The 23977-nt window shown below is 59.6% G+C and carries 22 protein-coding genes and 4 tRNA genes; 13 read left to right on the top strand and 13 right to left on the bottom strand.

What is annotated here, in order from left to right; all coding sequences use genetic code 11:
- The first annotated feature begins 3 nt into the window (after positions 1–3).
- The 4 genes from EGJ27_RS15855 to thiO are packed head-to-tail and all read left to right on the top strand — an operon-like array spanning position 4 to position 5195.
- Positions 4–507, top strand: a complete 504-nt coding sequence (locus EGJ27_RS15855) for a PilX N-terminal domain-containing pilus assembly protein (protein WP_371920863.1) — start codon at positions 4–6, stop codon at positions 505–507.
- Positions 494–3667: a pilus assembly protein gene (locus EGJ27_RS15850; protein WP_125831693.1), complete on the top strand. Its 3174-nt coding sequence runs from the start codon at positions 494–496 to the stop codon at positions 3665–3667. Before EGJ27_RS15855 ends, EGJ27_RS15850 begins: the two co-directional genes overlap by 14 nt.
- A gap of 10 nt (positions 3668–3677) precedes the next feature.
- The gene (locus tag EGJ27_RS15845; protein WP_125831692.1) at positions 3678–4076 is read left to right on the top strand and encodes a type IV pilin protein; all 399 of its coding nucleotides are present in this window, start codon (positions 3678–3680) and stop codon (positions 4074–4076) included.
- Between the two features lie 24 nt (positions 4077–4100).
- A complete protein-coding gene (thiO, locus tag EGJ27_RS15840) occupies positions 4101–5195 on the top strand; it encodes a glycine oxidase ThiO (protein ID WP_125831691.1) in 1095 nt (364 codons plus the stop codon).
- Between the two features lie 104 nt (positions 5196–5299).
- Here the strand turns inward: thiO and EGJ27_RS15835 are convergent, their stop codons facing one another.
- The 4 genes from EGJ27_RS15835 to EGJ27_RS15820 all read right to left on the bottom strand — a co-directional run bounded on the left by EGJ27_RS15835 (position 5300) and on the right by EGJ27_RS15820 (position 9634).
- Positions 5300–6640 carry a sigma-54 dependent transcriptional regulator gene (locus EGJ27_RS15835; RefSeq protein ID WP_125831690.1) on the bottom strand — a complete coding sequence of 447 codons (1341 nt, stop codon included), beginning with the start codon at positions 6638–6640 and terminating at the stop codon, positions 5300–5302.
- A 2-nt stretch (positions 6641–6642) separates the two neighbouring features.
- A complete protein-coding gene (locus EGJ27_RS15830) occupies positions 6643–8235 on the bottom strand; it encodes a PAS domain-containing sensor histidine kinase (protein ID WP_125831689.1) in 1593 nt (530 codons plus the stop codon).
- Positions 8225–8464, bottom strand: a complete 240-nt coding sequence (locus tag EGJ27_RS15825; protein ID WP_256672863.1) for a PP0621 family protein — start codon at positions 8462–8464, stop codon at positions 8225–8227. Before EGJ27_RS15825 ends, EGJ27_RS15830 begins: the two co-directional genes overlap by 11 nt.
- A 147-nt stretch (positions 8465–8611) precedes the next feature.
- Positions 8612–9634 (bottom strand): outer membrane protein assembly factor BamD, encoded by a 1023-nt coding sequence (locus tag EGJ27_RS15820; protein ID WP_125831688.1) that lies wholly within the window; start codon positions 9632–9634, stop codon positions 8612–8614.
- Positions 9635–9783: 149 nt separating this feature from the next.
- Here EGJ27_RS15820 and rluD point away from each other — a divergent pair, with 149 nt between their 5' ends.
- From rluD to EGJ27_RS15785, 7 genes are all read left to right on the top strand, one after another.
- On the top strand, positions 9784–10746 hold the full coding sequence (gene rluD / locus EGJ27_RS15815; RefSeq protein ID WP_125831687.1) for a 23S rRNA pseudouridine(1911/1915/1917) synthase RluD: 963 nt from the start codon (positions 9784–9786) through the stop codon (positions 10744–10746).
- The gene (gene pgeF / locus EGJ27_RS15810) at positions 10743–11471 is read left to right on the top strand and encodes a peptidoglycan editing factor PgeF (RefSeq protein ID WP_125831686.1); all 729 of its coding nucleotides are present in this window, start codon (positions 10743–10745) and stop codon (positions 11469–11471) included. Before rluD ends, pgeF begins: the two co-directional genes overlap by 4 nt.
- A 171-nt stretch (positions 11472–11642) precedes the next feature.
- Positions 11643–14207, top strand: a complete 2565-nt coding sequence (gene clpB, locus EGJ27_RS15805; protein ID WP_125831685.1) for an ATP-dependent chaperone ClpB — start codon at positions 11643–11645, stop codon at positions 14205–14207.
- A gap of 297 nt (positions 14208–14504) precedes the next feature.
- A tRNA-Asn gene (locus EGJ27_RS15800) sits at positions 14505–14580 on the top strand.
- 26 nt (positions 14581–14606) lie between these two features.
- Positions 14607–14683 (top strand) — tRNA-Pro (locus EGJ27_RS15795).
- A gap of 5 nt (positions 14684–14688) precedes the next feature.
- Positions 14689–14764 (top strand) — tRNA-Lys (locus tag EGJ27_RS15790).
- A 98-nt stretch (positions 14765–14862) separates the two neighbouring features.
- Positions 14863–14939, top strand: a tRNA-Pro gene (locus tag EGJ27_RS15785).
- Between the two features lie 198 nt (positions 14940–15137).
- On the opposite strand, the gene EGJ27_RS15780 is transcribed toward EGJ27_RS15785, so the two are convergent.
- Genes EGJ27_RS15780 through EGJ27_RS15765 form a run of 4 tightly spaced genes read right to left on the bottom strand, consistent with a single transcriptional unit; the run spans position 15138 to position 17843 of the window.
- Positions 15138–16436, bottom strand: a complete 1299-nt coding sequence (locus EGJ27_RS15780; RefSeq protein WP_125831684.1) for an NAD(P)/FAD-dependent oxidoreductase — start codon at positions 16434–16436, stop codon at positions 15138–15140.
- 60 nt (positions 16437–16496) lie between these two features.
- Entirely contained in the window at positions 16497–16670 is a 174-nt protein-coding gene (locus EGJ27_RS15775; RefSeq protein WP_125831683.1) for a DUF3094 family protein, read from the bottom strand.
- Position 16671: 1 nt separating this feature from the next.
- A complete protein-coding gene (locus EGJ27_RS15770; RefSeq protein ID WP_125831682.1) occupies positions 16672–17217 on the bottom strand; it encodes an MOSC domain-containing protein in 546 nt (181 codons plus the stop codon).
- Positions 17214–17843: a DUF1780 domain-containing protein gene (locus EGJ27_RS15765; protein WP_125831681.1), complete on the bottom strand. Its 630-nt coding sequence runs from the start codon at positions 17841–17843 to the stop codon at positions 17214–17216. Before EGJ27_RS15765 ends, EGJ27_RS15770 begins: the two co-directional genes overlap by 4 nt.
- A gap of 168 nt (positions 17844–18011) precedes the next feature.
- On the opposite strand from EGJ27_RS15765, the gene EGJ27_RS15760 reads away from it, so the two are divergent.
- Together EGJ27_RS15760 and EGJ27_RS15755 are read left to right on the top strand one after the other, a co-directional pair.
- Positions 18012–18473, top strand: coding sequence for a hypothetical protein (locus EGJ27_RS15760; protein ID WP_125831680.1), 462 nt, complete (start codon positions 18012–18014; stop codon positions 18471–18473).
- Positions 18470–19153: an energy-coupling factor ABC transporter permease gene (locus tag EGJ27_RS15755; RefSeq protein ID WP_125831679.1), complete on the top strand. Its 684-nt coding sequence runs from the start codon at positions 18470–18472 to the stop codon at positions 19151–19153. The genes EGJ27_RS15760 and EGJ27_RS15755 overlap by 4 nt, the downstream gene beginning before the upstream one ends.
- Before the next feature lie 141 nt (positions 19154–19294).
- On the opposite strand, the gene yacG is transcribed toward EGJ27_RS15755, so the two are convergent.
- From yacG to pilB, 5 genes are read right to left on the bottom strand one after another with little or no spacing between them, the layout of a single operon-like run.
- The gene (gene yacG, locus EGJ27_RS15750) at positions 19295–19504 is read right to left on the bottom strand and encodes a DNA gyrase inhibitor YacG (RefSeq protein WP_125831678.1); all 210 of its coding nucleotides are present in this window, start codon (positions 19502–19504) and stop codon (positions 19295–19297) included.
- Entirely contained in the window at positions 19501–20124 is a 624-nt protein-coding gene (gene coaE / locus EGJ27_RS15745) for a dephospho-CoA kinase (RefSeq protein ID WP_125831677.1), read from the bottom strand. The genes yacG and coaE overlap by 4 nt, the downstream gene beginning before the upstream one ends.
- Complete coding sequence (locus EGJ27_RS15740) at positions 20121–20993, bottom strand: A24 family peptidase (protein ID WP_125831676.1); 873 nt, start codon at positions 20991–20993, stop codon at positions 20121–20123. Before EGJ27_RS15740 ends, coaE begins: the two co-directional genes overlap by 4 nt.
- A 1-nt stretch (position 20994) precedes the next feature.
- On the bottom strand, positions 20995–22212 hold the full coding sequence (locus EGJ27_RS15735; protein ID WP_125831675.1) for a type II secretion system F family protein: 1218 nt from the start codon (positions 22210–22212) through the stop codon (positions 20995–20997).
- A 2-nt stretch (positions 22213–22214) separates the two neighbouring features.
- A complete protein-coding gene (gene pilB, locus EGJ27_RS15730; RefSeq protein WP_125831674.1) occupies positions 22215–23915 on the bottom strand; it encodes a type IV-A pilus assembly ATPase PilB in 1701 nt (566 codons plus the stop codon).
- Between the last annotated feature and the right edge of the window lie 62 nt (positions 23916–23977).

Genomic DNA, 23977 nt, shown 5'->3' with positions numbered 1-23977 from the left:
AGCCTGAACATGACCACAGAACGAAGAGCATTGAGCCCCAGGTTCGCCCGACAGCAGCAGGGCATGGTGTTGCTTGTCAGCCTGGTGTTTCTGTTGCTGCTGACCATGTTGGGCATTTCCTCCATGCAGAACGCGACCTTGCAGGAGAAGATGGCCGGCAGTGTGACTCAGCGTAACAAGAGCTTTCAGATGGCGGAAGCGGCTCTGCGGATGGGAGAGTCCTCGATCAAGGCCAAGGATTTCAAGATGGATAAATGTGTCGGAGACACGCGTTGCGCTCCTCCGGCGGAGGCCGCGACCGTCAATTCCGAACAAACCAATAATACTTCTGGTGTGGCATGGAAGGCAGGCGGCGGCGGCTACTTTGGCCTCCAGAACCTGGGCACGACGGCCACGCCGATCATACGGCCCAATTGCAGCGGGACGGTCACGCTATACCGCGTCACAGGAGTCGCCACCGACGGCGCCTCGACTACCGTACTGGAGAGTATTTATGCCAGTTGCTGAGACGATTCGCCGGTGCTTGAAATATATCTATGGCGCGGGGCTGATGCTTTACCTCGCAGCACCCGCCTATGCATTTACCCCGGCCCAAGTGCCACTGTTGAGTTCCTCGGCCGTGACGCCCAACGTCATGCTGCAGGTAGATAACTCCGGCAGTATGGATACCATCATCTTTGATGCAGGCTTCGATGCCTCGCTGCCCAGAACAGCAGTTTATAAATCTCGCTATGTCTGCATTCTTGTGCTGTGCTCGTACGTTCAAGGGGAAGAGATTTCGACTGCGGAAAACAGCTATGTAACTTTGAGCAGCTTGAATACCGACGGCTGTGGAAGCAACTACAGTTTTTTCAGAAACGGGGCTGTCATATGCTTACGTTTGCCCGATCCGGCTGAGGGGCGTACGACCCGTTACCCTGGGAGATATCTTTCCTATCTGGTCGCTCAAGCCGCAGCAAACAAGACCGTTACCGTTTCCAGCGAAAGTCGGATGACGGCAGCTGTTTCAGTCGCACGCAAGCTGGTTGAGGCTAACAGCTCCCTGCGCATCGGTCTCGCAACCTACAACCCTGTGAACCGTGACAATGGGCCCGGTGGCAATATCCTGCGTGATGTTCTAGACCTGAGCTATGTTGCACCCAGCGTATATCAACCCGATGGAGTCAATGCGAAGACGGCCAAAGAGAACTATGACGCGCTTCTCAAGGCTATCGATAATTTAAGGGCAGTGGCCAATACGCCCTTGGCTGAAACGTACTATCAGGTAACCCGTTATTTTCGAGGCCTCTCGCCTTTCCCAGCTTATGGTGGCTCGCCTTCGATTTATACAAGCCCTATTCAGTACCGTTGTCAGAAAAACTATGGGGTCGTTCTTACCGATGGTTTGCCGACCTACGACAGAACTTTTGCCACCGATGACCCGGACGATCCTTTGGACAGCTCGAGACGGAGGCGCCTGCCCAACTGGGACGGGATCAGCAACGACGGGCCTCTGCGGGATGAGAGTAATGAAGGGGACTCGCTATATCTGGACGATATCGCCCAGTTCGCCTACGACATCGATATGATGAAGGGGCCATCGACGAACCAGCGCAAAGAACTCACTGGAAAGAACTGGGACACTGCAGGTTTTCCCAAACAGAACCTGACCACCTATACCATCGGCTTCACGCTCGATAACCAGATGCTGCTCGATGCTGCCGACAATACGCACGGGCGCGGAAAGTATTTTCAGGCCAACGACAGTGCCGGACTTACGTCTGCGCTGAACCTGGCACTGAGCGACATCTATGCCAAGGCTGGTTCCGGCGGTGGCGGGGCGGCAAGCTCTTCAACGCTGGCGACCGGCACGCGTTATTACCAGGCCCTGTACGATCCCACCGACTGGCACGGTACGATCAACGCTTTCAACCTCAACCCCACAACCGGCGAAAGCGACTCGCTCGCCTGGACCACTGACACAACCATAACCACGAACACGACAGCGCCGACATTTGAAACGTGGGCCGCCTCCAGAGCAGTCTTGGAGTTCTCGAATCTGACCGCTGCGCAACAGGTAGACATTACCGCCACGCTGCCAACAGGAGTAACAGGCCCCGAACTCATCGCATGGGCGAAAGGCACTGCCAATGCAAAATTGCGTGCTCGTACTCGCCTTTTGGGCGACTTGATCAACACCAACCTGACGGTTGCCGTGCCTTCGGCCAAGACTTCGACCGACTTCGGTACGGGGCCTTCCTACACTGATTACCTGACAAGAAAGGCCGCGAGCATGCCCTTGCGTTTGCTCGTGAACGCCAACGATGGCTTCTTCAACGTGATCAACGGCGACGGCAGGCGTACTTACGCTTATATGCCGTCGACCGCGCTGACGTCGCTTGCGACTATTGCGTCCACCACGTACGGCTCAGGCGTCCATAAATTCACGGTCGACGGCCCGATTTCCGTGTTTGACACGCAACAAGCGGGAGGTGCCTGGCGTACGGTTGCGGTAGGTGGGCTTGGTGCCGGCGGCAAAGCCTTTTTCGGCATCAAATTGTTCGAGGGAATTAGCAGCACAGTCAGCGCTCTGTGGGAGGTGAAGGCACCTGGTACTAACACGCCAGCCGATAAGTTCAACAACCTCGGGTATACATACTCCAAGCCTGAAGCCGCTCGAATGGTAAACGGGACTGGCATTGTCGTGGTAGGGAATGGGTACGGCAGTTTTACCGGAAGAGCTTCGTTGTTCGTGTTGAACGCTAGTACCGGAGAACTGATCGCCGAGATTCCCACCCCAGCGACCGAAACCGACAACGGGCTGTCGTCAGTGCGGTTGCTGGTCAATGCACAGAACGTGGTCCAGGCCGCTTATGCAGGCGACCTGAAAGGGCGATTGTGGAAGTTCGACCTCAGCGGCGCGGCCGCGACCAGCTGGAAGGTGGCCTATGACGGAGCGCCACTGTTTACGGCTCCCGGTAAAGCCAGCCAGCCGATCACTGTGCAGCCTTTCGTGCTGGACCACCCAGTGAACGGAAAGATCATTTACTTCGGCACGGGTAAGTTCCTGGAAGCCACAGACAAGCAAACCAACGGGCAGCAGGCTTTTTATGCGGTATGGGACGCCAATGGTGCATCCGGGGACCTTGGTCAGGGCAGCTTGCAAGTTCAGAACTCAGTCGAGACGGTCAATGACTCCGGCGGCAGCTACTTCAAATCGACAGGGAATAACGTGGATTGGACCACCAAGAGGGGCTGGTACATCCCACTATTCACCTCGGCGCCCTATATCGGAGAACGCATTATTTTTCCAGCCCAAACCAGTCGTGGACGAATCCTGTTCACTACGGCTGCCGTTAACTCCAGCGATCCTTGTGAAAGTACAGGAACGGGGCGTTTGTTCGAACTGGATGCCGCAACCGGAAACATGTTGACCTACGCCGTGCTGGACACCAATGGAGACGGCTTGGTCAATGCCTCGGACAAGCTGATTGCGGGAGTGAGTATAGGCACCGGCATACCTGTTATTACCGCCGTCCTCGAGCCGGCAGGTGCCGGGACCAGCGACTCGTCCCCCGCCGACGATTACAAGTATCTGCAGGACTCCAGCGGAAACTGGCAACGGTTACCCGAAGAGGGCGGTGCGGCTAGTGTTTTCCAACGCATCATGTGGCGACAAATCCAGTAGGGAAGTGATTATGCGAGCGACAACCAAAGGCTTTACCTTGATCGAACTCATGATCGTGGTCGCAATTGTCGGTATTCTGGCGGCCATTGCGTATCCCAGTTACACCGAATATGTGAGGCGTACCCATCGGGCCGATATCGCGACGTTGTTGAGCGAGCAGTCCCAGATACTGGAGCGTTGGTACTCGAGGAACGGTGTCTACAACGGGACCCCTGGGCCGACGATATCCGGTGGCAACACCTACTACGATATCGTGCCTACGCTCGCCCCTCAGACCTTCTCCCTCGCCGCGACCGGCAAAGGCATGATGGCCAATGACAAGTGCGGCGTATTCACGATTACCAACACCGGTGCACGCACCAACACAGGCGGCACCGTCACCAGCACCAAAGAATGCTGGGGCCGTTAACCTACTTTTTTGCCAGAGACCAAGATGCCCAAGCAACACGTTGTGATCGTCGGTGGCGGTGTCATCGGATTGTTGACCGCCTTCAACCTTGCATCCGAACAGATCGGCGTGACGTTGCTTGATCGGTCCGGCGTTGGCCAGGAATCATCATGGGCCGGTGGCGGGATCGTCTCGCCGCTCTATCCATGGCGTTACAACCCTGCGGTCACGGCGCTGGCGCATTGGTCGCAGGACTTCTACCCACATCTGGCCGAGCGCCTGTTCGGCAAAACCGGCATCGATCCCGAAGTGCATAAAACCGGCCTCTACTGGCTGGATCTGGACGACGAACAGCAGGCGCTGGAATGGGCCGCCCGCGAGAATCGTCCGCTGCAACCCATCGACGTCGCTACCGTACACAAGGCGGTTCCGGCACTGGGTGGCGGTTATTCTCGGGCGGTCTATATGGCCGACGTCGCCAACGTGCGCAATCCGCGCCTGGTCAAATCCCTCAAGGCGGCCTTGCAGGCCATGCCCGATGTCGAGATTCGCGAGCACTGTGAAGTTCAGGGTTTCGTCCAAAAAGGCGAAGTGATCGCGGGCGTTCGTACCTCAATGGGCGAGGTGCTGGGTGATCGCGTGGTGCTGGCGGCTGGCGCCTGGAGTGGAGAACTGCTCAAGACGCTGGGGTTGGCGCTGCCGGTTGAACCGGTCAAAGGCCAGATGATTCTGTACAAATGCGCGTCGGATTTTCTATCGAGCATGGTGCTGGCCAAAGGGCGTTATGCGATTCCTCGCCGCGACGGGCACATCCTGATCGGCAGTACGCTGGAACATGAGGGTTTCGACAAGACCCCGACTGATGCGGCGCTGGAAAGCCTCAAGGCCTCGGCCATCGAATTGTTGCCGGCACTGGCAGATGCCGAACCGGTTGCCCAATGGGCCGGACTGCGTCCCGGTTCGCCGCAAGGCATTCCCTACATCGGCCCGGTGCCGGGTATCGATGGCTTGTGGCTCAACTGCGGCCATTACCGCAACGGCCTGGTGCTGGCCCCGGCGTCCTGTCAGTTGTTGACGGATCTGCTGCTGAAGCGCGAGCCGATTATCGACCCGGCGCCCTATGCTCCAACAGGGCTGTAACTCTCCGCGTTCCCAGTTCCGTCTTCGCCGGCAGCCGGCTCCTCCAGGTCAAGCACGCGCTCTGTAGAAGCCAGCGGGCGGCGATCCGTCTTGCTGGCGAAGGCTCAATCCAGCCCCAGCTTCTTCAAGCGATAGCGCATCGACCTGAACGACAGGTTCAGCCGTTGCGCCGCGGCCGTGCGATTCCAGCGGGTTTCTTCCAGCGCCTGGAGGATCAGTTTGCGTTCGATGCTTTCCAGATAATCTTCCAGATTGTCGATGTCGGCGAGGCTGGGGCCGTCTTGTTCCTGAGGCGCAACAGAATCGGACAGGCGCAGGTCGGACGCATGAATCTCGTCGTTCTCGCACAAGGTATACGCCCGCTCCAGCATGTTCTCCAGCTCCCGCACGTTGCCGGGAAAACGGTAACTGCGCAGGGTTTCCAGCGCCGAAGGATGCAGTTTTGCAGCCGGCTGCCCGCAACTGCCGGCGAGGCGTTGCAGCACGCTGGCGGCCAGCGGGTCGATATCCTCGCGCCGCTCACGCAGGGGTGGAACGCGTAATTCAATGACGTTCAGGCGGTAATACAAATCCTGGCGGAAGCGCCCGGCTGCCACTTCCGCACTGAGGTCTTTGTGAGTGGCGCAAAGGATCCGTACATCCACCACTTGTTCCTGCTGGTCGCCGACGCTGCGGATGGATTTTTCCTGGATGGCCCGAAGCAGTTTCACCTGCATGTTCACCGGCAGGTCCGCGACTTCGTCAAGGAACAGCGTACCGTCATGGGCGGCCCTGAACAGGCCGGGCTTGTCTTCATGGGCGCCGGTAAAACTGCCTTTGCGATGCCCGAAAAACTCGCTTTCCATCAGCTCGGAAGGAATGGCGCCGCAGTTGACCGGCACGAACGGCTTGTCGCTGCGCGGACCTTGTTCATGGATCAAGCGGGCCACCAGTTCCTTGCCGCTGCCTGACTCACCGCTGATGTAGATCGGCGCCTGGCTACGCGCCAGCTTGCTGATCTGCTTACGCAAGGTGCGCATGGGCGGCGAGTTGCCCAGCAAGCGGCTGTCGATGCTGCGCTCATTCTGTGCCACCGGATGCAACCGCAACGCGCTTTTGACCAGTTCCCGCAGGCGGTGCAGGTCCACCGGCTTGGTGAGGAAATCAAACGCCCCGGCCTTTAACGCGTGGATGGCGGTATCCAGATTGCCGTGGGCGGTGATCATCGCCACCGGCAGTTGTGGATAGCTCTGCTGGATATGCTGCACCAGTTCCAGGCCGTTGCCGTCGGGCAGGCGCATGTCGGTCAGGCACATGTCGAATGACTCGCGCGCCAGCCAGTCACGCGCCTCGGCCACATTGCGGGCGCTGCGAGTCTCGAGCTTCATGCGTCCCAGCGTGATCTCCAGGAGTTCACGGATATCGGGCTCGTCATCGATTATCAGGATCTTTTGCCGTGGGCTCATGCTCAGCTCGGTTTGAACGGGTGGGCGAAGGTAATGCGCAGACAACTGCCGCCGCCTTGGCGCGGGCTGTAATTGAGGTACGCCTGGTTGCTTTCGCAGAGTTCGCGCGAAAGGTAGAGGCCCAGCCCCGTGCCTTTGCTTTCCGTGGTGAAGAACGGCTCGAATATCTTGCTCAGGTGCTGCTGCGCCACGCCCTGGCCGTCATCCACAACCTCAAGGGTCGGCAGATCGCTCTTGGGGTCGTGAAACAGTTTCAGCCACACCTGAGCTACGTCATGGATCTTGCCGCTGTGGCGCAGTCCGTTCTGCAACAGGTTGGTCACCACCTGAGTCAATTGCTCCGGGTCCATGCGCGTGGTCAGCGTGCCTTGGCCGATCTCGGTGTGCGTGAGCTGGTGGGGTGGGGCGCTGCGGCGAATGTCCGCCACGAAATTCTCCAGCCACAGCTTCAGGTCCAGCAATTCGGGTTGCGATTCGCGGCGCCTGGAGAGTTGCAGGACGTTCTCGATCACCAGGTTGATGCGCCGCGACTGGTCGAGAATGATCTGCCCGAGGCGTCGGTCCGGTGCTTCAAGCTCTTCGGATTCGTTGAGCAATTGAGCCGCATGGCTGACCGCACCCAGCGGGTTGCGAATCTCATGGGCGATGCTGGCGGTAAGACGCCCCAGTGCCGCGAGTTTGAGTTGCTGCGCCTGCTGGGTGATCTGCGACAGATCTTCGAGAAAGATCAGCGTCTGGCGCTGGTCTCCACGGTTGAGGGCGGCAAAGCTGGGTTGCAGAATGGGGCCCAGTGCCGAAGTGGTGATGCTGCGCGGCACCATGATCGGGTTGATCATCCATTGCCGCAGGCGGTCGACCAGCTGCGGGGAATAGTCGTCGATCACTTCTCCGACCAGTTGCTCGTGGCCCAACAGGGTCAACGCGCCTTGGTTGGCGAGCAGGACCTGGCGGCGTGCATCCAGCACCACGATACCGGTACGCATCCGTTGCAGGATCAACGCATTGAGTTCTTCCAGATTGTCGACATCCGCCGCCCGTTGCTCTGCCAGCACCTCGCTGACATGCATGCGCGAGGTCAGCGCCTGCACCAGCAGAGCGGCGGCGAAGCACAGGGTTCCCAAAGAGCCTGCCTGCACGTAGTCATTGGAAACCGCCGGGGTGCTGAAGCTGATGTAGAACGTCAGGTAGATGATGCCGATGGCCGAAGTCGCGGCGATCACCAGGCCGAAGCGGCCGCGCAGCAGAACGTTGCTGATCGCGACCGAGGCGATCAGCAGATTGCCGATGCCGCTCGAGGGTCCGCCAGCGGCGTAGAACAGACCCGACAGCAGGATCGCGTCGATCATTGCCAGGCTGAAAAGCTGGGCTTTGCGGCGGGGCCGTTCCAGCAGCACCACCACCAGAATGTTGAATACCAGATACAGCCAGCAGCCCGCGCGGAACAGGTTGGTGTCGGCCATCTGCAGCAGTTCGGTGTCCAGGCTGCTAGAGATCAGCAGGACCAGCAAGACGCCGATGGTCAGCCGATACAGGTGGTACAGGCGCAGGATGCGCTGCGCCTGCGGACTGTCGAGTGACAGCGTTTCAGCGGTCACGAGCCGCAGGGCCTTCCAGCCGGTGCGACTCGCTGCAATACCATTGCTGTTCCTGGCTCAATGCACGGTCACGAGGAAGATGAACGCCACAGTTGGCGCAACGCACCATGGGAGCCGCGGCATCTCCAGGCGGCTGAGGGCGTTTTTTTGGTGTGGGTGGGTTGATCAGACGCTTGACGAACCAGATCGCAATCGCGATCAATGCGGCCCACATAATTATGCGAAACATGAGTACCAGCTTTGTGAGGGAAGTTTGAGCAGTGTAGCCAAGCTGCGGGCGGCCGGACAGAGGCGAATCGTTGCAGCTCCAGGCACGGAGGTGGAACGGCAGGCATAAAAAAAGAGGCCCGCAGGCCTCTTTCTTCAAACGCAGGTATCAGTCGAACAGACCCAGGGTCATGTAGCTGAACCAAGAGCGGCTTTTCTCGCCTCGCGCTTGGGCTTCTTCCTCGGCTTGCTCGTCCAGTTCCGCCTGGTTTTCCGGCAGCAACTCTTTCGGGATGGCGTCCTTGGCGTCCTGGTACTGACGCTGGACATCCTGGTTGGCGCGGGTCTGACCCGGCGGCAGCGGCGTGCTGCCGTCGATCAGGCCCAGCGTCGCCTTGGACAGCCACGAGCGGTTGTCGGCCTCGGCCTGACGTGGCGTGAACTCGCCATCGGCCAGTTGCGGGTGATTCGGGTAGTTGGTCTTGAGGACTTCCAGGCTGGTGGCTGCCAGTTCGTCCAGATGCAGGCGCTGGTACGACTCGACCATCACGGCCAGGCCGTCGGCAACCGAAGGTGTTTCCTGGAAGTTTTCCACGACGTAACGGCCACGGTTGGCCGCAGCGACATAGGCCTGACGGGTCAGGTAGTAGTCGGCTACGTGAATTTCGTAGGAAGCCAGCAGGTTGCGCAGGTAAATCATGCGCTGCTTGGCATCAGGCGAGTAGCGGCTGTTGGGGTAGCGGCTGGTCAGCTGGGCGAATTCGTTGAACGAGTCGCGAGCGGCGCCCGGGTCGCGCTTGGTCTGGTCCAGCGGCAGGAAGCGCGCCAGCAGGCCGACATCCTGGTCGAAGGAGGTCAGACCCTTCATGTAATAGGCGTAATCGACGTTGGGGTGCTGCGGATGCAGGCGAATGAAACGCTCGGCAGCCGACTTGGCGGCCTCGGGTTCACCGTTCTTGTAGTTCGAGTAGATCAACTCGAGCTGGGCCTGATCGGCGTAGCGACCGAACGGATAGCGTGATTCCAGCGCCTTGAGCTTCTCGGTGGCGCTGTTATAGCTGTTATTGCCCAGGTCGGCCTGCGCCTGCTGGTACAGCTCGACTTCGCTGAGGTTTTCGTCGATGACTTCCTTCGACGAACAGGCCGCAGTCGTTGCGAGGATGGCGATCAGCAGCAGGTGTTTCACTTGCATGGCGGCTTGCGTCCCTATAACGGCCCGCTGTCTTGGGCGTGGCCGTCCTGTTATGATGAGCGCCCCGCGAAACCTGCGGGACAAAAGACGCCGTATTTAACCACAAGCGCGCTGCCGAAACCAAAGGCTAGCCGCCACCTAGTCTGGTCATGTCCGAAAATATAGAACTCCGCGCAGAGGTGCCGTCCGAATTGGGTGGTCAACGCCTCGACCAAGTCGCCGCACAATTATTCGCTGAGCACTCGCGCTCGCGCCTTTCCGCCTGGATCAAGGACGGCCGCCTCACTGTGGACGGTGGCGTGCTGCGCCCGCGTGACATTGTGCATGGTGGCGCGGTCCTGCAACTGATCGCCGAGCAGGAGGCCCAGGGAGAATGGGTCGCCCAGGACATCGAGCTGGATATCGTCTACGAAGACGACCAGATCCTGGTGATCAACAAGCCGGCCGGGCTTGTCGTGCATCCGGCCGCCGGCCATGCCGATGGCACCTTGCTCAATGCGCTGCTGCATCACGTACCGGACATCATCAATGTCCCGCGTGCCGGCATCGTGCACCGTCTGGACAAGGACACCACCGGCTTGATGGTCGTTGCCAAGACCATCCAGGCGCAGACGCAGCTGGTTACCCAGCTGCAGAGCCGCAGCGTCAGCCGTATCTATGAATGCATCGTGATCGGCGTGGTGACGGCGGGCGGCAAGATCGATGCGCCTATCGGCCGTCACGGTCAACAGCGCCAGCGCATGGCGGTGATGGAAGGCGGCAAGCAGGCGGTCAGTCATTACCGTGTGCTGGAGCGCTTCCGTTCCCATACCCATGTGCGGGTCAAGCTGGAAACCGGCCGCACTCACCAGATCCGCGTGCACATGGCGCACATCAACTATCCGTTGGTCGGCGACCCAGCCTACGGTGGTCGTTTCCGCATTCCGCCGGCAGCCAGCCTGACCATGGTCGACTCGCTCAAAACGTTCCCGCGTCAGGCGCTTCATGCCCGCTTCCTGGAGCTGGATCACCCGACGACCGGCAAGCGCATGAGCTGGGAATCGCCACTGCCCGACGACTTCGTCTGGCTGCTGTCGTTGCTCAAGCAGGACCGCGAGGCGTTCATCGGGTGAACGACTGGCTGATTCCCGACTGGCCCGCGCCTGCATCGATCAAATCGTGCGTGACCACGCGTTCCGGTGGGCTTAGCCTTCCCCCGTTCGACAGCTTCAATCTGGGGGATCATGTCGATGATCGTCCGGAGGCGGTTGCCAGCAATCGCCTGCTGCTGACTTCCCGGCTCCGGGTCCAGCCCGCCTGGCTACGTCAGGTGCACGGTGTGGCGGTTGCCCACGCCGATCCGACGGTGGTTGCCGAGGCCGACGCCAGCTGGACCGACACACCCGGTATTGCCTGCACCATCATGACCGCCGACTGCCTGCCGGCCCTGTTCTGTACGCGGGACGGCAGTCGTGTCGCAGCTGCCCATGCCGGATGGCGCGGGCTGGCGGCCGGAGTGCTGGAAGCTACGGCGGCCAGTCTTCAGGTAGCGCCTGACCAGATAATGGTCTGGCTCGGTCCTGCCATTGGTCAGCAGTCCTTTGAGGTGGGTACCGAAGTGCGCGATACCTTTATGAACACTCATCCCGAAACCGCTTCCGCGTTTCTGCCCAGCATGAATGCCGGCCGGTTCATGGCCAACATTTATATGCTGGCGCGTCTGCGTCTGGCCGCTCAAGGCATTACCGCCTTTTATGGGGGCGGTTTCGATACCGTCACCGATCTGCGCTTCTTTTCCTATCGTCGTAGCGCCCGCACCGGCCGCTTCGCCTCGCTGATCTGGATCGAACACGCCTGATTACCGGCTATCCGCGCAAGGCCAGCTAGGCTTTCCTGACCATTGGCCTGACTTGTATCAATCGAACCAAGCTTGAAACCCGCAGAATCGGCCGCATCTACAGGGCTATCCAGCAGGTTTTCGTTATAGGTGTGTTCATTGCTCCGGCCTGCATTGAAAGGAAGGTGACTAATGCGTATCGATAGATTGACCAGCAAGTTGCAATTAGCGTTATCCGATTCCCAATCGCTTGCCGTTGGCCTCGATCACCCGGCCATCGAGCCTGCGCACTTGATGCAGGCGTTGCTTGAACAGCAGGGCGGTTCGATCAAGCCCTTGCTGCTGCAAGTGGGTTTCGACATCAACAGCCTGCGCAAGGAGTTGAGCAAAGAGCTCGACCAGCTGCCGAAAATTCAGAACCCCACCGGCGACGTCAACATGTCGCAGGATCTGGCGCGCTTGCTCAACCAGGCCGACCGTCTGGCGCAGCAGAAGGGTGACCAATTCATTTCCAGCGAGCTGGTGCTGCTCGCTGCGATGGACGAGAACAGCAAGATCGGCAAGTTGCTGCTCGGCCAGGGCGTCAGCAAGAAAGCACTGGAAAACGCCATCAACAACCTGCGCGGTGGCGATGCGGTCAACGACCCCAATGCTGAAGAGTCCCGCCAGGCGCTGGACAAATACACCGTCGACCTCACCAAGCGTGCGGAAGAGGGCAAGCTCGACCCGGTGATCGGTCGCGATGACGAGATTCGTCGCACCATCCAGGTCCTGCAGCGCCGCACCAAGAACAACCCGGTTCTGATTGGCGAGCCAGGCGTGGGCAAGACCGCCATCGCCGAAGGTCTGGCGCAGCGCATCATCAATGGCGAAGTGCCGGACGGCCTGCGCGGCAAGCGCTTGTTGTCGCTGGATATGGGCGCGCTGATTGCCGGTGCCAAATATCGAGGGGAGTTCGAAGAGCGCCTGAAATCGCTGCTCAATGAACTGGGCAAGCAGGAAGGGCAGATCATTCTGTTCATCGACGAGCTGCACACCATGGTCGGCGCCGGCAAAGGCGAAGGCTCCATGGATGCGGGCAACATGCTCAAGCCGGCGCTGGCCCGAGGCGAGCTGCACTGCGTCGGTGCCACCACGCTCAATGAGTACCGCCAATATATAGAGAAGGATGCGGCGCTGGAGCGACGCTTCCAGAAAGTCCTGGTGGACGAGCCGAGCGAGGAAGACACCATTGCGATCCTGCGTGGCCTCAAGGAACGCTATGAGGTTCACCATAAGGTCGCCATCACCGACGGCGCGATCATCGCGGCGGCCAAGCTCAGCCACCGCTATATCACCGACCGCCAGCTGCCGGACAAGGCCATCGACCTGATCGACGAAGCCGCCAGCCGCATCCGTATGGAAATCGATTCCAAGCCGGAAGTGCTGGATCGTCTTGAGCGCCGCCTGATTCAACTGAAGGTCGAGTCCCAGGCGCTGAAGAAAGAGAAAGACGATGCTGCGATCAAGCGCCTGGAAAAACTCCAGGTCGAGATTGAGCGGCTGGAACTGGAATATGCCGATCTGGAAGAGATCTGGACCTCTGAGAAAGCCGAGGTCACCGGCTCTGCGCAGATCCAGCAAAAGATCGAGCAGTCTCGTCAGGAGCTGGAAGCCGCGCGGCGTCGTGGCGATCTGAACCGCATGGCCGAGTTGCAGTACGGGATCATCCCGGACCTGGAACGTAGCCTGCAGATGGTCGACCAGCACGGCAAGCCCGAGAATCAGCTGTTGCGCAACAAGGTGACCGAAGAAGAAATCGCCGAAGTGGTCTCCAAGTGGACCGGTATTCCGGTTTCCAAGATGCTCGAAGGCGAGCGCGAAAAGCTGCTGAAGATGGAAAGCCTGCTGCATCAGCGCGTTATTGGTCAGGATGAAGCAGTGGTTGCAGTGGCCAATGCCGTGCGCCGGTCCCGTGCCGGCTTGTCCGACCCGAATCGCCCAAGCGGCTCGTTCATGTTCCTCGGCCCGACCGGCGTCGGCAAGACCGAACTGTGCAAGGCGCTGGCCGAGTTCCTGTTCGATACCGAGGAAGCGATGGTCCGTATCGACATGTCCGAGTTCATGGAGAAACATTCCGTGGCGCGGCTGATCGGTGCGCCGCCGGGCTACGTCGGCTATGAAGAGGGCGGTTACCTGACCGAAGCGGTGCGTCGCAAGCCGTACTCGGTGATCCTGCTCGATGAGGTAGAGAAGGCGCATCCGGACGTGTTCAACATTCTGCTGCAGGTGCTGGAAGACGGCCGCCTGACCGACAGCCATGGCCGCACGGTGGATTTCCGCAATACCGTGATCGTCATGACGTCGAACCTGGGTTCGGCACAGATCCAGGAATTGGTCGGCGACCGCGAGGCGCAGCGTGCTGCGGTGATGGATGCGGTCGGCTCTCATTTCCGTCCGGAATTCGTCAACCGGATCGACGAAGTGGTGATCTTCGAACCTCTGGCTCGTGATCAGATCGCCGGTATTACCGAGATCCAGCTGGGGCGCCTGCGCAGCCGTCTGGCCGAGCGCGAGCTGTCGCTGACCCTCAGCCCCGAAGCAATGGACAAGCTGATTGCCGTCGGCTACGACCCGGTCTATGGCGCACGGCCGTTAAAGCGCGCCATACAGCGCTGGATCGAGAACCCGTTGGCGCAGCTGATCCTGTCGGGCAGCTTCGTGGCAGGCTCCAGCATCACCGGCTCGGTGAGTGACGACGAGATCGTGTTTGCCTGATTTCGCCCTGCTATATGGACGCCAGCGAAGGGCTCCCCGATGGGAGCCCTTTTTTATGGAGCAGCCGTGCTGAAAAACCGAAGCGGGGAGGCGATCTGAAAAAAAATCGCAAATCATTGTCTTCAAAGCAATTTAGAGGGTTGACAGGGGTTTTTAAAATTGTAGAATAGCGCGCCTCAGAGACGTGAACGCAACGATACAAACGCGGCGTAAACGACGAAGAGATTGAAATTGAACGGTTAACAGCAGGTCAGTTTCAATGCGGTAAGTTGTAAAGTTGAATCTGAAATCGATAGTTCCGCGATAGCTCAGTTGGTAGAGCAAGTGACTGTTAATCACTGGGTCCCTGGTTCGAGTCCAGGTCGTGGAGCCAGATTTCGATAGATTCGCTGTTTCAGTCGGGGTATAGCGCAGTCCGGTAGCGCGCCTGCTTTGGGAGCAGGATGTCAGGAGTTCGAATCCCCTTACCCCGACCATTTTTGGGTCGTTAGCTCAGTTGGTAGAGCAGTTGGCTTTTAACCAATTGGTCGTAGGTTCGAATCCCACACGACCCACCATTTTTGGCTAGTTTGTATCTGGCCGGATCTTAGGGAGTGATGCATAACAGCGTCATCCAGATAAAAAGCGCCTTTAATTAGGTGCTTTTTAGCATCATCGGGGTATAGCGCAGTCCGGTAGCGCGCCTGCTTTGGGAGCAGGATGTCAGGAGTTCGAATCCCCTTACCCCGACCATTTTCGCCTGGCTGTTTCAGGGTTGAAAATCAAGGATTCAAAATCAGTTGTTTTGAATCCAACAAAAAGGCGTCCTTCGGGACGCCTTTTTTGTTTTCAAGCTCTGTAGGAGCGGACTTGTCCGCGAAGAGGCCGGTCCAGACGCAAGAGACAAGGCGCCTGACACGACGCCTCCGCTCCTACCACATCCTTATAAACTCAGTGCAACTTCATCCGCGGCTCAGTCCCCTTACCGATCCGGCTGCCCAGCATCAGCATCAACGTTCTGAACGTGCCATACAGCGCCATCTGGTGCATGCGATACAGCGAGATGTAAAACATCCGCGCCAGCCAGCCCTCCAGCATCACACTGCCCATCAGGCTGCCCATGAGGTTACCGACTGCCGAGAAGCTCGACAGCGAGATCAGCGAGCCGTAGTCCTTGTAGGTGTATTCCGGCAGCGCCTTGCCTTCGATTCTGTAGCGCAGCGATTTGACCAGTAACGAAGCCTGCTGATGCGCCGCCTGGGCACGCGGTGGCACATTGCGGTCGCTGCCTTTCTGCGGGCACGCGGCGCAGTCCCCGAAAGCGAAAATGTTCTCGTCGCGCGTCGTCTGCAAGGTAGGCAGCACTTGCAGCTGATTGATGCGGTTGCTTTCCAGACCCGCCAGTTCATGCAGGAAACCCGGTGCACGGATGCCGGCAGCCCAGACTTTCAACGTCGCGGGGATGAATTGCCCGCTGGCCGTTTTCAAGCCTTCGGCGGTCACTTCGCTGACGGCCGAGTTGGTCAGGACCGTCACGCCCAATTTCTCCAGGGTCTTGTGTACCGGGCCACCGATTCGCTCGGGCAAGGCCGGCAATACCCGCGGGCCAGCCTCGATCACAGTGATGCGCAGGTTTTCCGGCTTGAGCTGGCCCAGGCCGTAGGCCGCCAGTTCGTGCGCCGCGTTGTGCAGTTCTGCCGCCAGCTCCACGCCGGTCGCTCCCGCACCGACGATGGCCACGGTGATTTCCTGGGTGCCGTCGCTCTCGCCGGCATGCGCGCGCAGGTAGTGATTGAGCAGCAACTGGTGAAACCGCTCGGCCTGCTTGCGGCTATCCAGGAACAAGCAGTGCTCGGCCGCGCCCTGCGTGCCGAAATCATTGGTGGTGCTGCCAACGGCCAACACCAGCGAGTCATAGTTCAGACTCCGCTCTGGAACCAGCTCGGCGCCCTGTTCGTCGAGGGTCGCGGCCAGATGGATCTGCTTGCTTTCGCGGTCCAGGCCGGTCATACGCCCCAACTGGAACTGAAAGTGGTTCCACTTGGCCTGGGCTACATAGTTCAGCTCATCCTCGTACGAGTTGAGCGAGCCGGCGGCCACCTCGTGCAGCAGCGGTTTCCAGATGTGGGTGAGGTTGGCGTCGACCAGCGTAACGCTGGCCGTGCCTTTTTTGCCCAGGGTCTTACCCAGACGGGTAGCCAGCTCCAGACCGCCGGCGCCTCCGCCAACGATGACAATGCGATGAGTCATTAGGATTTCTCGAAAGGTTAAAGGAATTCGTAAGCCCGATCTTCGCGAGCGCAAGGCAGCTCATAGCGTCAGATGGCTCAATAAACGGCTCAACAGGCCCAGGCCGGCCACCACGACAATCAGCAGCACAAGAAGCAGCCAGGGCCGGAAGGGGCGGCGCTCGACTTGATGCTGGGGGGCTCGAAGGTACTCTTCGACACGCCTTTGGTCGTCGGGGTTCAGGCGGCTGCTCATTTTAGCCTCTTGATGAACCGAGATGTGACTGGGCACCGTCCTGCGTAACGTCAGACAGCGGCTCGACCTGCAAGCCGTCGTCCAGTCGGATGATCCCGCTTTGTATCACTCGCGCAGTGATTCCGCCATGGCCGCGTACCGCCTGAAAGGTCCCGTGGCCGAGGCGTTGCTCGAGTTTGGCGCAGGGTTGGCACCAGCCGGTGGTTTCGAAGATGGCCTGGCCGATCCGGAAACGCCGGCCCTTGAGGCTGAACAGATTGATGCCGCTGATCACCAGGTTGCGTCGCAGGTCCTGCGGCAGTATGGGCTGTTCGGCACTGCGGCCCAGGATAGAGCCGACCACTGCCAGATGCTCCCACTGAATCAGCGTGACCTGCCGTGCATTGCGCGGGCCGGGGCGGGCGTGATCGCCGGTCAGCCCCGCTTCACGCCGGGCCTCCACGGCCTCCAGCTCGATCATCTCGGCCCGTGATACCGGGCGTACACCGATCCAGCGCACGCGACCTTGCTGCGGCACGTCGGCCAGCAATTCTTGCAGCGGGCTCATAAACTGATTCCAACATCAAAGACCACACTGCGGCCCAGGTTGGTCCGCAGGAAATCCGGAGCGTCCGGGTGCGCGAACAATACCCGAGCGAAGGTCGGCCCGACCAGTGACAACGAGCGCCAGCCCTGGCGCAGATATTCTGTTGGAGGCGGGAAGTGGCTGTTGAGGTCCAGCACTTCGCGTTTCAGACTGGCGAAGGCGATGATGTCCAATTCACCCAGGTCCAGACCACGTTCCTGGTAGTTATGGGCTTTTTTGCGCAGAGTCGGGGCGAGCCGGCGCAGCAGTTCGGCCGCAGGTATCCGCTTGGGCTTGGCTTCACGGCGTACCAGCTGGCTGAGGGAGAACGCGCTGCGTCGGCGTTCCAACTCTTCGCGCCACTCATCGTTCAGACGTCGGCCTTCGTCCAGGACAAAGAACACTTCGAAACAGGCATCGCGAAACAGCACGTCCGGCGGTTCCTGCCCCGCGGATGTGAAGTCCTCATTGCGATGGGCTATGTTGAGGCCTTGCAACAGGCGTTGGCAAACCCAGCGCTCGCGTTCCCACTTCCGCGCGTTGGAAAGAAAGGTGTTGGCTTGTTCGGCCTGGATCGTCAGCAGGCGCAGGTAGTCTGAATCGTCCATGTGCCCAAGCTTAGCGTCACGGACGCCTCGACTGAAAGAGTGATCTGAAGGGGTGGACTGGCTTTTTCATCGATGTAGTCTGTCCTCCGGCCATCGCGTCCGAACCCGGCAACGCATTTCTCGCCCAGGCCGGGCGTCAAACGCGCCAATACTCTTGAGGATACGTCTTTGAAACTCCTGCCCATCCTGCTCCTGGCCTTGCTGCCGCTGACTGCCCACGCTCTGGAAGCCGGCGACCGCCTTACGCCGTGGACGCTGCTCGATCAATACGATCAGCCTTACACCCTCGACGGTCAGGCCCAGACACTGCTGGTGGCCCGCAGCATGGAGGCCGCGAAGCTGGTCAACGCAGCGCTGGAAAACAAGCCCAAGGGGTTCCTCGAGTCGCGCCAGACCGTGTTCGTTGCTGACATCCAGAAAATGCCGGCGTTGATTGCCCGGATGTTCGCAATCCCCAAGATGCGGGACTATTCGTACCGGGTGATGCTGGACCGCGAAGCACGCATCGTACCGCAATACGCCGGTGACGAAGATAAAGTGCTGTGGTTGCAGTTGCGCGACGGGCAACTGGTCAGCCGGCAGCAGTTCAGCAGTGCCGAGCCATTGCGCGCCGCCCTCGAACGGCCATGATCGGCGCACAGGTACTGACCGCAGGCACCCAGACCCTGGGCTGGCTACTGTATGTGCCTGTGCTGGGTTGGGCGATCTGGCGTTCGCCCTGGGTCGAATTGTGCAGCGACCGCCGCCGGCAGCACCTGCTACTGGGCACGGTATTCGCGCTGTTGTTGCTGTGGCTGGTGCGGCGCGACTTCGACACCGGCGTTGCCTACCACTTCATCGGCATGACCGCCGTGACCTTGCTGTTGGACTGGCCGCTGGCGCTGGTTGGAGGGTTCACGGCGCAACTGGCATTGGTCGCTTCGGGGCGGCAGGATCTGGCGGCATTGGGTGTCAACGGCGTGCTGTTCGTGGCGCTGCCGGTGCTGGTGACGGAAGTCTGCGCCATTCTGGTCGAGCGAGCGCAACCCAAAAGCCCCTTTGTATACATCTTTTGCTCCGGATTTCTCGCGGCAGCTGTCGCGGCGCTGCTGAGCCTCACGTTGGCGCTGAGCGTGCTGAAGATGGAGGGGATTTTCGAGATGCCGTACTGGCTGAGCGATTACGTCGGTTACCTGTGGCTGCTGGTTTTTCCCGAAGCATTCATCAACGGCATGGTGATCAGCGCCTTGGTGGTCTTCAGCCCCGAATGGCTGGAAACCTTCAACCGCACCCGCTACCTCTCGGCACCGTGGAATGATGATGACAGTTGAAGGTCAGAGGCGTTTGGGTATGCAGGAGCCAGCGGGCGGCGATCCGGCTTGCTGGCGATGAGGCTGGAATAGACGCAGAACATACCTCGCCAGGACTTGCGCTTTCGCGAACAAGCTCGCTCCTGCAGGACGTGTGTTTGTTTAATGCCCGCGCGGCGGCTGGTCGAAATCACCCGAAAACAGCTCGTCTTCGGCATCAGGGCTGACTGGAATCGCATGTTCTTCGGCAGCCCACGCCCCCAGATCAATCAGCTTGCAACGGTCCGAACAGAACGGCCGGGCAGGGCTGGCAGCGCTCCACTCCACCGGGGCTCCGCAGGTAGGGCATTGGACGGTTATTGGTTGGCTCATGGTCGGCCTCCACTCAAAGTTAGATAAAAATGATGCAGCCGCTCGACTTCGCGCTTGAGCCAGGCGTGGTCGCGGTCATTGACCAGCACGTCGTCGGCATGACTGAGCCGATCTTCACGCAGCGCCTGGGCCTTGAGGATCGCCTCGACCTGTTCCTGGCTGGAGCCGTCGCGCAGCATGGTGCGTTCGATTTGCAGGGTCTGCGGCGCATCGATCACCAGCACACGCTGCACCGTACTGTAGTGGCCGGACTCGATCAGCAGCGGTGAGACCAGAATCGCGTAAGGCGATTGCGCACGAGCCAGATGCTCTGCGATTTCCAGCCTGACCAGCGGATGCAGCAAGGCCTCCAGCCACAGCCGTTGATCGGTATTGGCGAAGATCCGCTTGCGCAGTGCGCTGCGGTCCAGCTCGCCACTGGCCTGCAGAACCTCAGAGCCGAAATGCTCGACGATGCGGGCCAGCGCCGGACGGCCAGGCTCGACCACCCAGCGCGCGGCGTGGTCTGCGTCTACGGTATGGATTCCCAGATCGGCAAAACATCGCGCCGCAGCGCTCTTGCCGCTGCCGATGCCGCCCGTAAGGCCAAGAATCCAGGGTGTTGAAGCGGCTTGGGTCATCTGAAACCGGCAAATTGCAAATAGGAGTCGGTTATTTGACCACCCCAGAGCAAAGCGATCCAGCCTGCGATTGCCAGATAGGGTCCGAACGGGATTGGCGTACCCGCCTCAACCCTGCGCACCCGCAGCATGATCACGCCCAGAACGGCCCCCACCAGTGACGACATCAGAATCGTCAGCGGCAGGATCTGCCAGCCACCCCAGGCGCCCAGCATGGCCAGCAGTTTGAAGTCGCCGTAGCCCATGCCTTCCTTGCCGGTCACCAGCTTGAACAGCCAGAACACCGACCACAGCAGCAGATAACCGGCGACTGCGCCCCACAACGCGTCGCTGAGCGACGTGAACAGCCCGTAGGAATTGACGATCAGGCCCAGCCACAGCAAAGGCATGACCAGCGAATCCGGCAGCAGCTGGTGATCCACGTCGATCATGCTCATCGCCAGCAGACCCCAGGTCAGCACCAGCATTGCCGCGGTCTGCCAGCCATAGCCGAAATGCCAGGCGACGTAAGCCGAGAGCACGCCACACGCCAGCTCCACCAGCGGATAGCGTTTGCTGATCGAGGCGTTGCAGTGGGCGCAGCGGCCACCGAGCATCAGGTAACTGATCACCGGCAGGTTTTGCCAGGCTCGGATCGGTTGATTGCAGTGCGGGCAGCTGGAGTGAGGCAGTATCAGGTCGAACCGCGGTGCTGGAGGTTCGGCGGGCAGGCCGAGCATTTCCCGGGATTGAGTTTTCCAGTCGCGTTCCATCATTTTCGGCAAGCGGTAGATCAGCACATTCAGGAAACTGCCGACCAGCAAACCCAGTACGCCGCAGGAAATAATCAAGGCCAGCGGGTACAGGGCCAAAAAATCGAGTAAAGGCATGTCAGACGACGTTTCCGAGTTGGAAGATGGGCAAATACATGGCGATGACCAAGCCGCCGACCACGACACCCAGCACGGCCATGATCATCGGTTCCATCAGGCTGGTGAGGCTGTCGACCATATTGTCCACTTCGGCCTCGTAGTAGCTGGCGACCTTGTCGAGCATGTTGTCCAAAGCGCCGGATTCCTCGCCGATGGCAGTCATCTGGATTGCCAGGCTCGGAAACACCTGGGTAGAGCGCATGGAGAAATTGAGCTGCATGCCGGTTGAAACATCTTGCTTGATCTTCATTACGGCATTCTTGAACACCACGTTGCCTGTGGCACCTGCAACCGAGTCCAATGCTTCGACCAACGGCACACCGGCCGCAAACGTCGTCGCGAGGGTGCGGGCGTAACGGGCGACCGATGATTTGTAGATCAAAGGGCCGATGATCGGCACTTTCAGCAGAAAGCGGTCGATGCTGTCGCGGAATTTCTGCGATTGTTTATAGGCGCGTTTGAACATGAAGAATCCGGCAACGAACAGGCCGATGATCGCCAGCCACCACTGCTGAACCACGTTGCTGAGTCCTATAACCATCAGGGTAAATGCCGGCAGTTCGGCGCCAAATCCTGCGAAAACCGACTGGAATTGCGGGACGACCTTGACCAGCAGAATACCCGACACGATGATTGCCACAACCAGAACCGCGATGGGATACGTCATCGCCTTTTTGATCTTGGCCTTGAGCGCTTCGGTCTTTTCCTTATAGGTCGCGACCCGGTCCAGCAGGCTTTCCAATGCACCGGCCTGTTCACCGGCATCCACCAGATTGCAAAACAGCTCATCAAAGTATTCGGGCTTCTGCCGCAGTGCCGTCGCAAAACTGTTACCCGCCGAGACTTCCTGTTTCAGGGAGTCCACCAGTGCGCGCATGTTCGGGTTTTCGGCACCTTCGCTGATGATGTCGAATGACTGCAGCAGCGGCACGCCGGCCTTCATCATGGTCGCCATCTGCCGGGAGAAAAAAGCGATATCCAGCGGCTTGATCTTCTTGCCCTTGCTGAACAGCGACGTGGATTTTTTGCGCACCTTGGTCGGGTTGATGCCCTGTTTGCGCAGTTGCGCCCTGATGAGCGGCAGACTGTGACCGCTCAACTCGCCGCTGACCTTGGTGCCTTTACGATCCACGCCTTCCCAGGTGTAGACGATGACTTTGGGTGCCTTAGTGGCCATGCTCAATCCTTGGTCACGCGGTTGACTTCTTCCAGGCTGGTGATGCCCTGCATGGCCTTGTGCAGGCCGGAGGTGCGCAGGTCATTGAAGCCGTCCTTGCGCATCTGGACGGAGATATCCAGCGAGTTGCCTTCCTCCATGATGATGCGTTCCAGCTCCGGCGTCTTCTTGACCACCTCATAAATGCCGACGCGACCCCGATAGCCGCCGTTGCAATGATCACAGCCTACCGGGCCGTAGATCTTGAACTTGCCGATCTCCGCTTCCGGAAAGCCTTCCTTGAGCAGCGTGTCGTGGGGAATGTCGACTTCCTTCTTGCAGTGCGGACACAGCTTGCGCGCCAGCCGCTGGGCAATGATCAGGTTGATGGCGGTAGCGATATTGAAGGCCGCTACGCCCATGTGATGCAGGCGCGTCAGGGTTTCGGCGGCGCTGTTGGTGTGCAGCGTGGAAAGCACCATGTGACCGGTCTGCGAGGCCTTGATAGCGATTTCGGCGGTTTCCAGGTCGCGAATCTCGCCGACCATGATCACGTCCGGGTCCTGGCGCAGAAACGCTCGCAGTGCCTGGGAAAAGTCCATGCCCTGGCGCGGATTGACGTTGACCTGATTGATGCCTTCCAGGTTGATCTCGACCGGATCTTCGGCGGTGGAAATGTTGATATCCACGGTGTTCAGGATATTCAGACCGGTATACAGGGAAACGGTTTTACCTGAGCCGGTCGGCCCGGTGACCAGAATCATGCCTTGCGGTTGCTTCAGCGCTTCCAAATACAGCGCTTTCTGATCCGGCTCGTAACCTAGCGCGTCGATGCCCATCTGCGCACTGGTCGGGTCGAGAATACGCATCACGATTTTCTCGCCCCACAGCGTCGGCAGGGTGTTCATCCGGAAGTCGATGGCTTTGTTCTTGGAGACCCGCAGCTTGACCCGGCCGTCCTGAGGCTTGCGCCGCTCGGAGATGTCCAGGCTGGCCATGACTTTCAGGCGCGCGGCAATCCGGCTTGCCAGGTGAATCGGCGGCCGGGCGACTTCATGCAGGATGCCGTCGGTGCGCAGGCGCACCCGGAAAATCTTCTCGTAGGGCTCGAAATGCAAGTCCGAAGAGCCGAGGCGAATGGCGTCCATCAGCATCTTGTTGACGAAACGCACGACTGGAGCGTCGTCGGCATCGCTTTGCCCGCTAAGGGAGGTTTCCTTTTGCGGCCCATCAATGGCTTCGATTTCCAGGCCCAGATCGACGTCGGCCAGGTTGCCCATCCCATTGTCGGTGTCGAAGAACTTGTCGATGGCGTTGGTGAGTTTGTCGTCCTCGACCAGAATCGCTTCAGTGGTCAGGCCGGTGCTGAACTGGATATCGGTCACGGCCTGGTGGTTGGTCGGGTCGGATATGCCGATGAACAGCTTGTTGCCTCGACGCCACAAGGGCAGCGCATGGTGCTGGCGCGCGAGCTTCTCGCTGATCAAGCCCTTGGGTTGGCTTTCCTTGTCGAGGGTGGCCAGGTCCATGAACGGGATACCGAACTGGTCGGAAGCCATCTCGGCCAGCGTCAGACTTTTGACCAGCTGGTTCTGGACCAGATGAGTGATCAGCGAAATCTTGTCGCGGCGTGCTTGCTGGAGGGCTTGCTGCGCGGCTTTCTCAGTGAGTAATTCGGCCAAGACCAATTGTTTGGCCAAACCGGTGAGGACAACATCAGTCATAAAACCACCAGACACAGACAGTGTGAGGGTTATAACGCAGTCGGCGGGTGGTGCCAAATGGT

The sequence above is a fragment of the Pseudomonas sp. v388 genome (genome assembly GCF_003935425.1).
Taxonomy (GTDB): domain Bacteria; phylum Pseudomonadota; class Gammaproteobacteria; order Pseudomonadales; family Pseudomonadaceae; genus Aquipseudomonas.
This window is presented reverse-complemented; position numbering and strand designations above follow the sequence as displayed.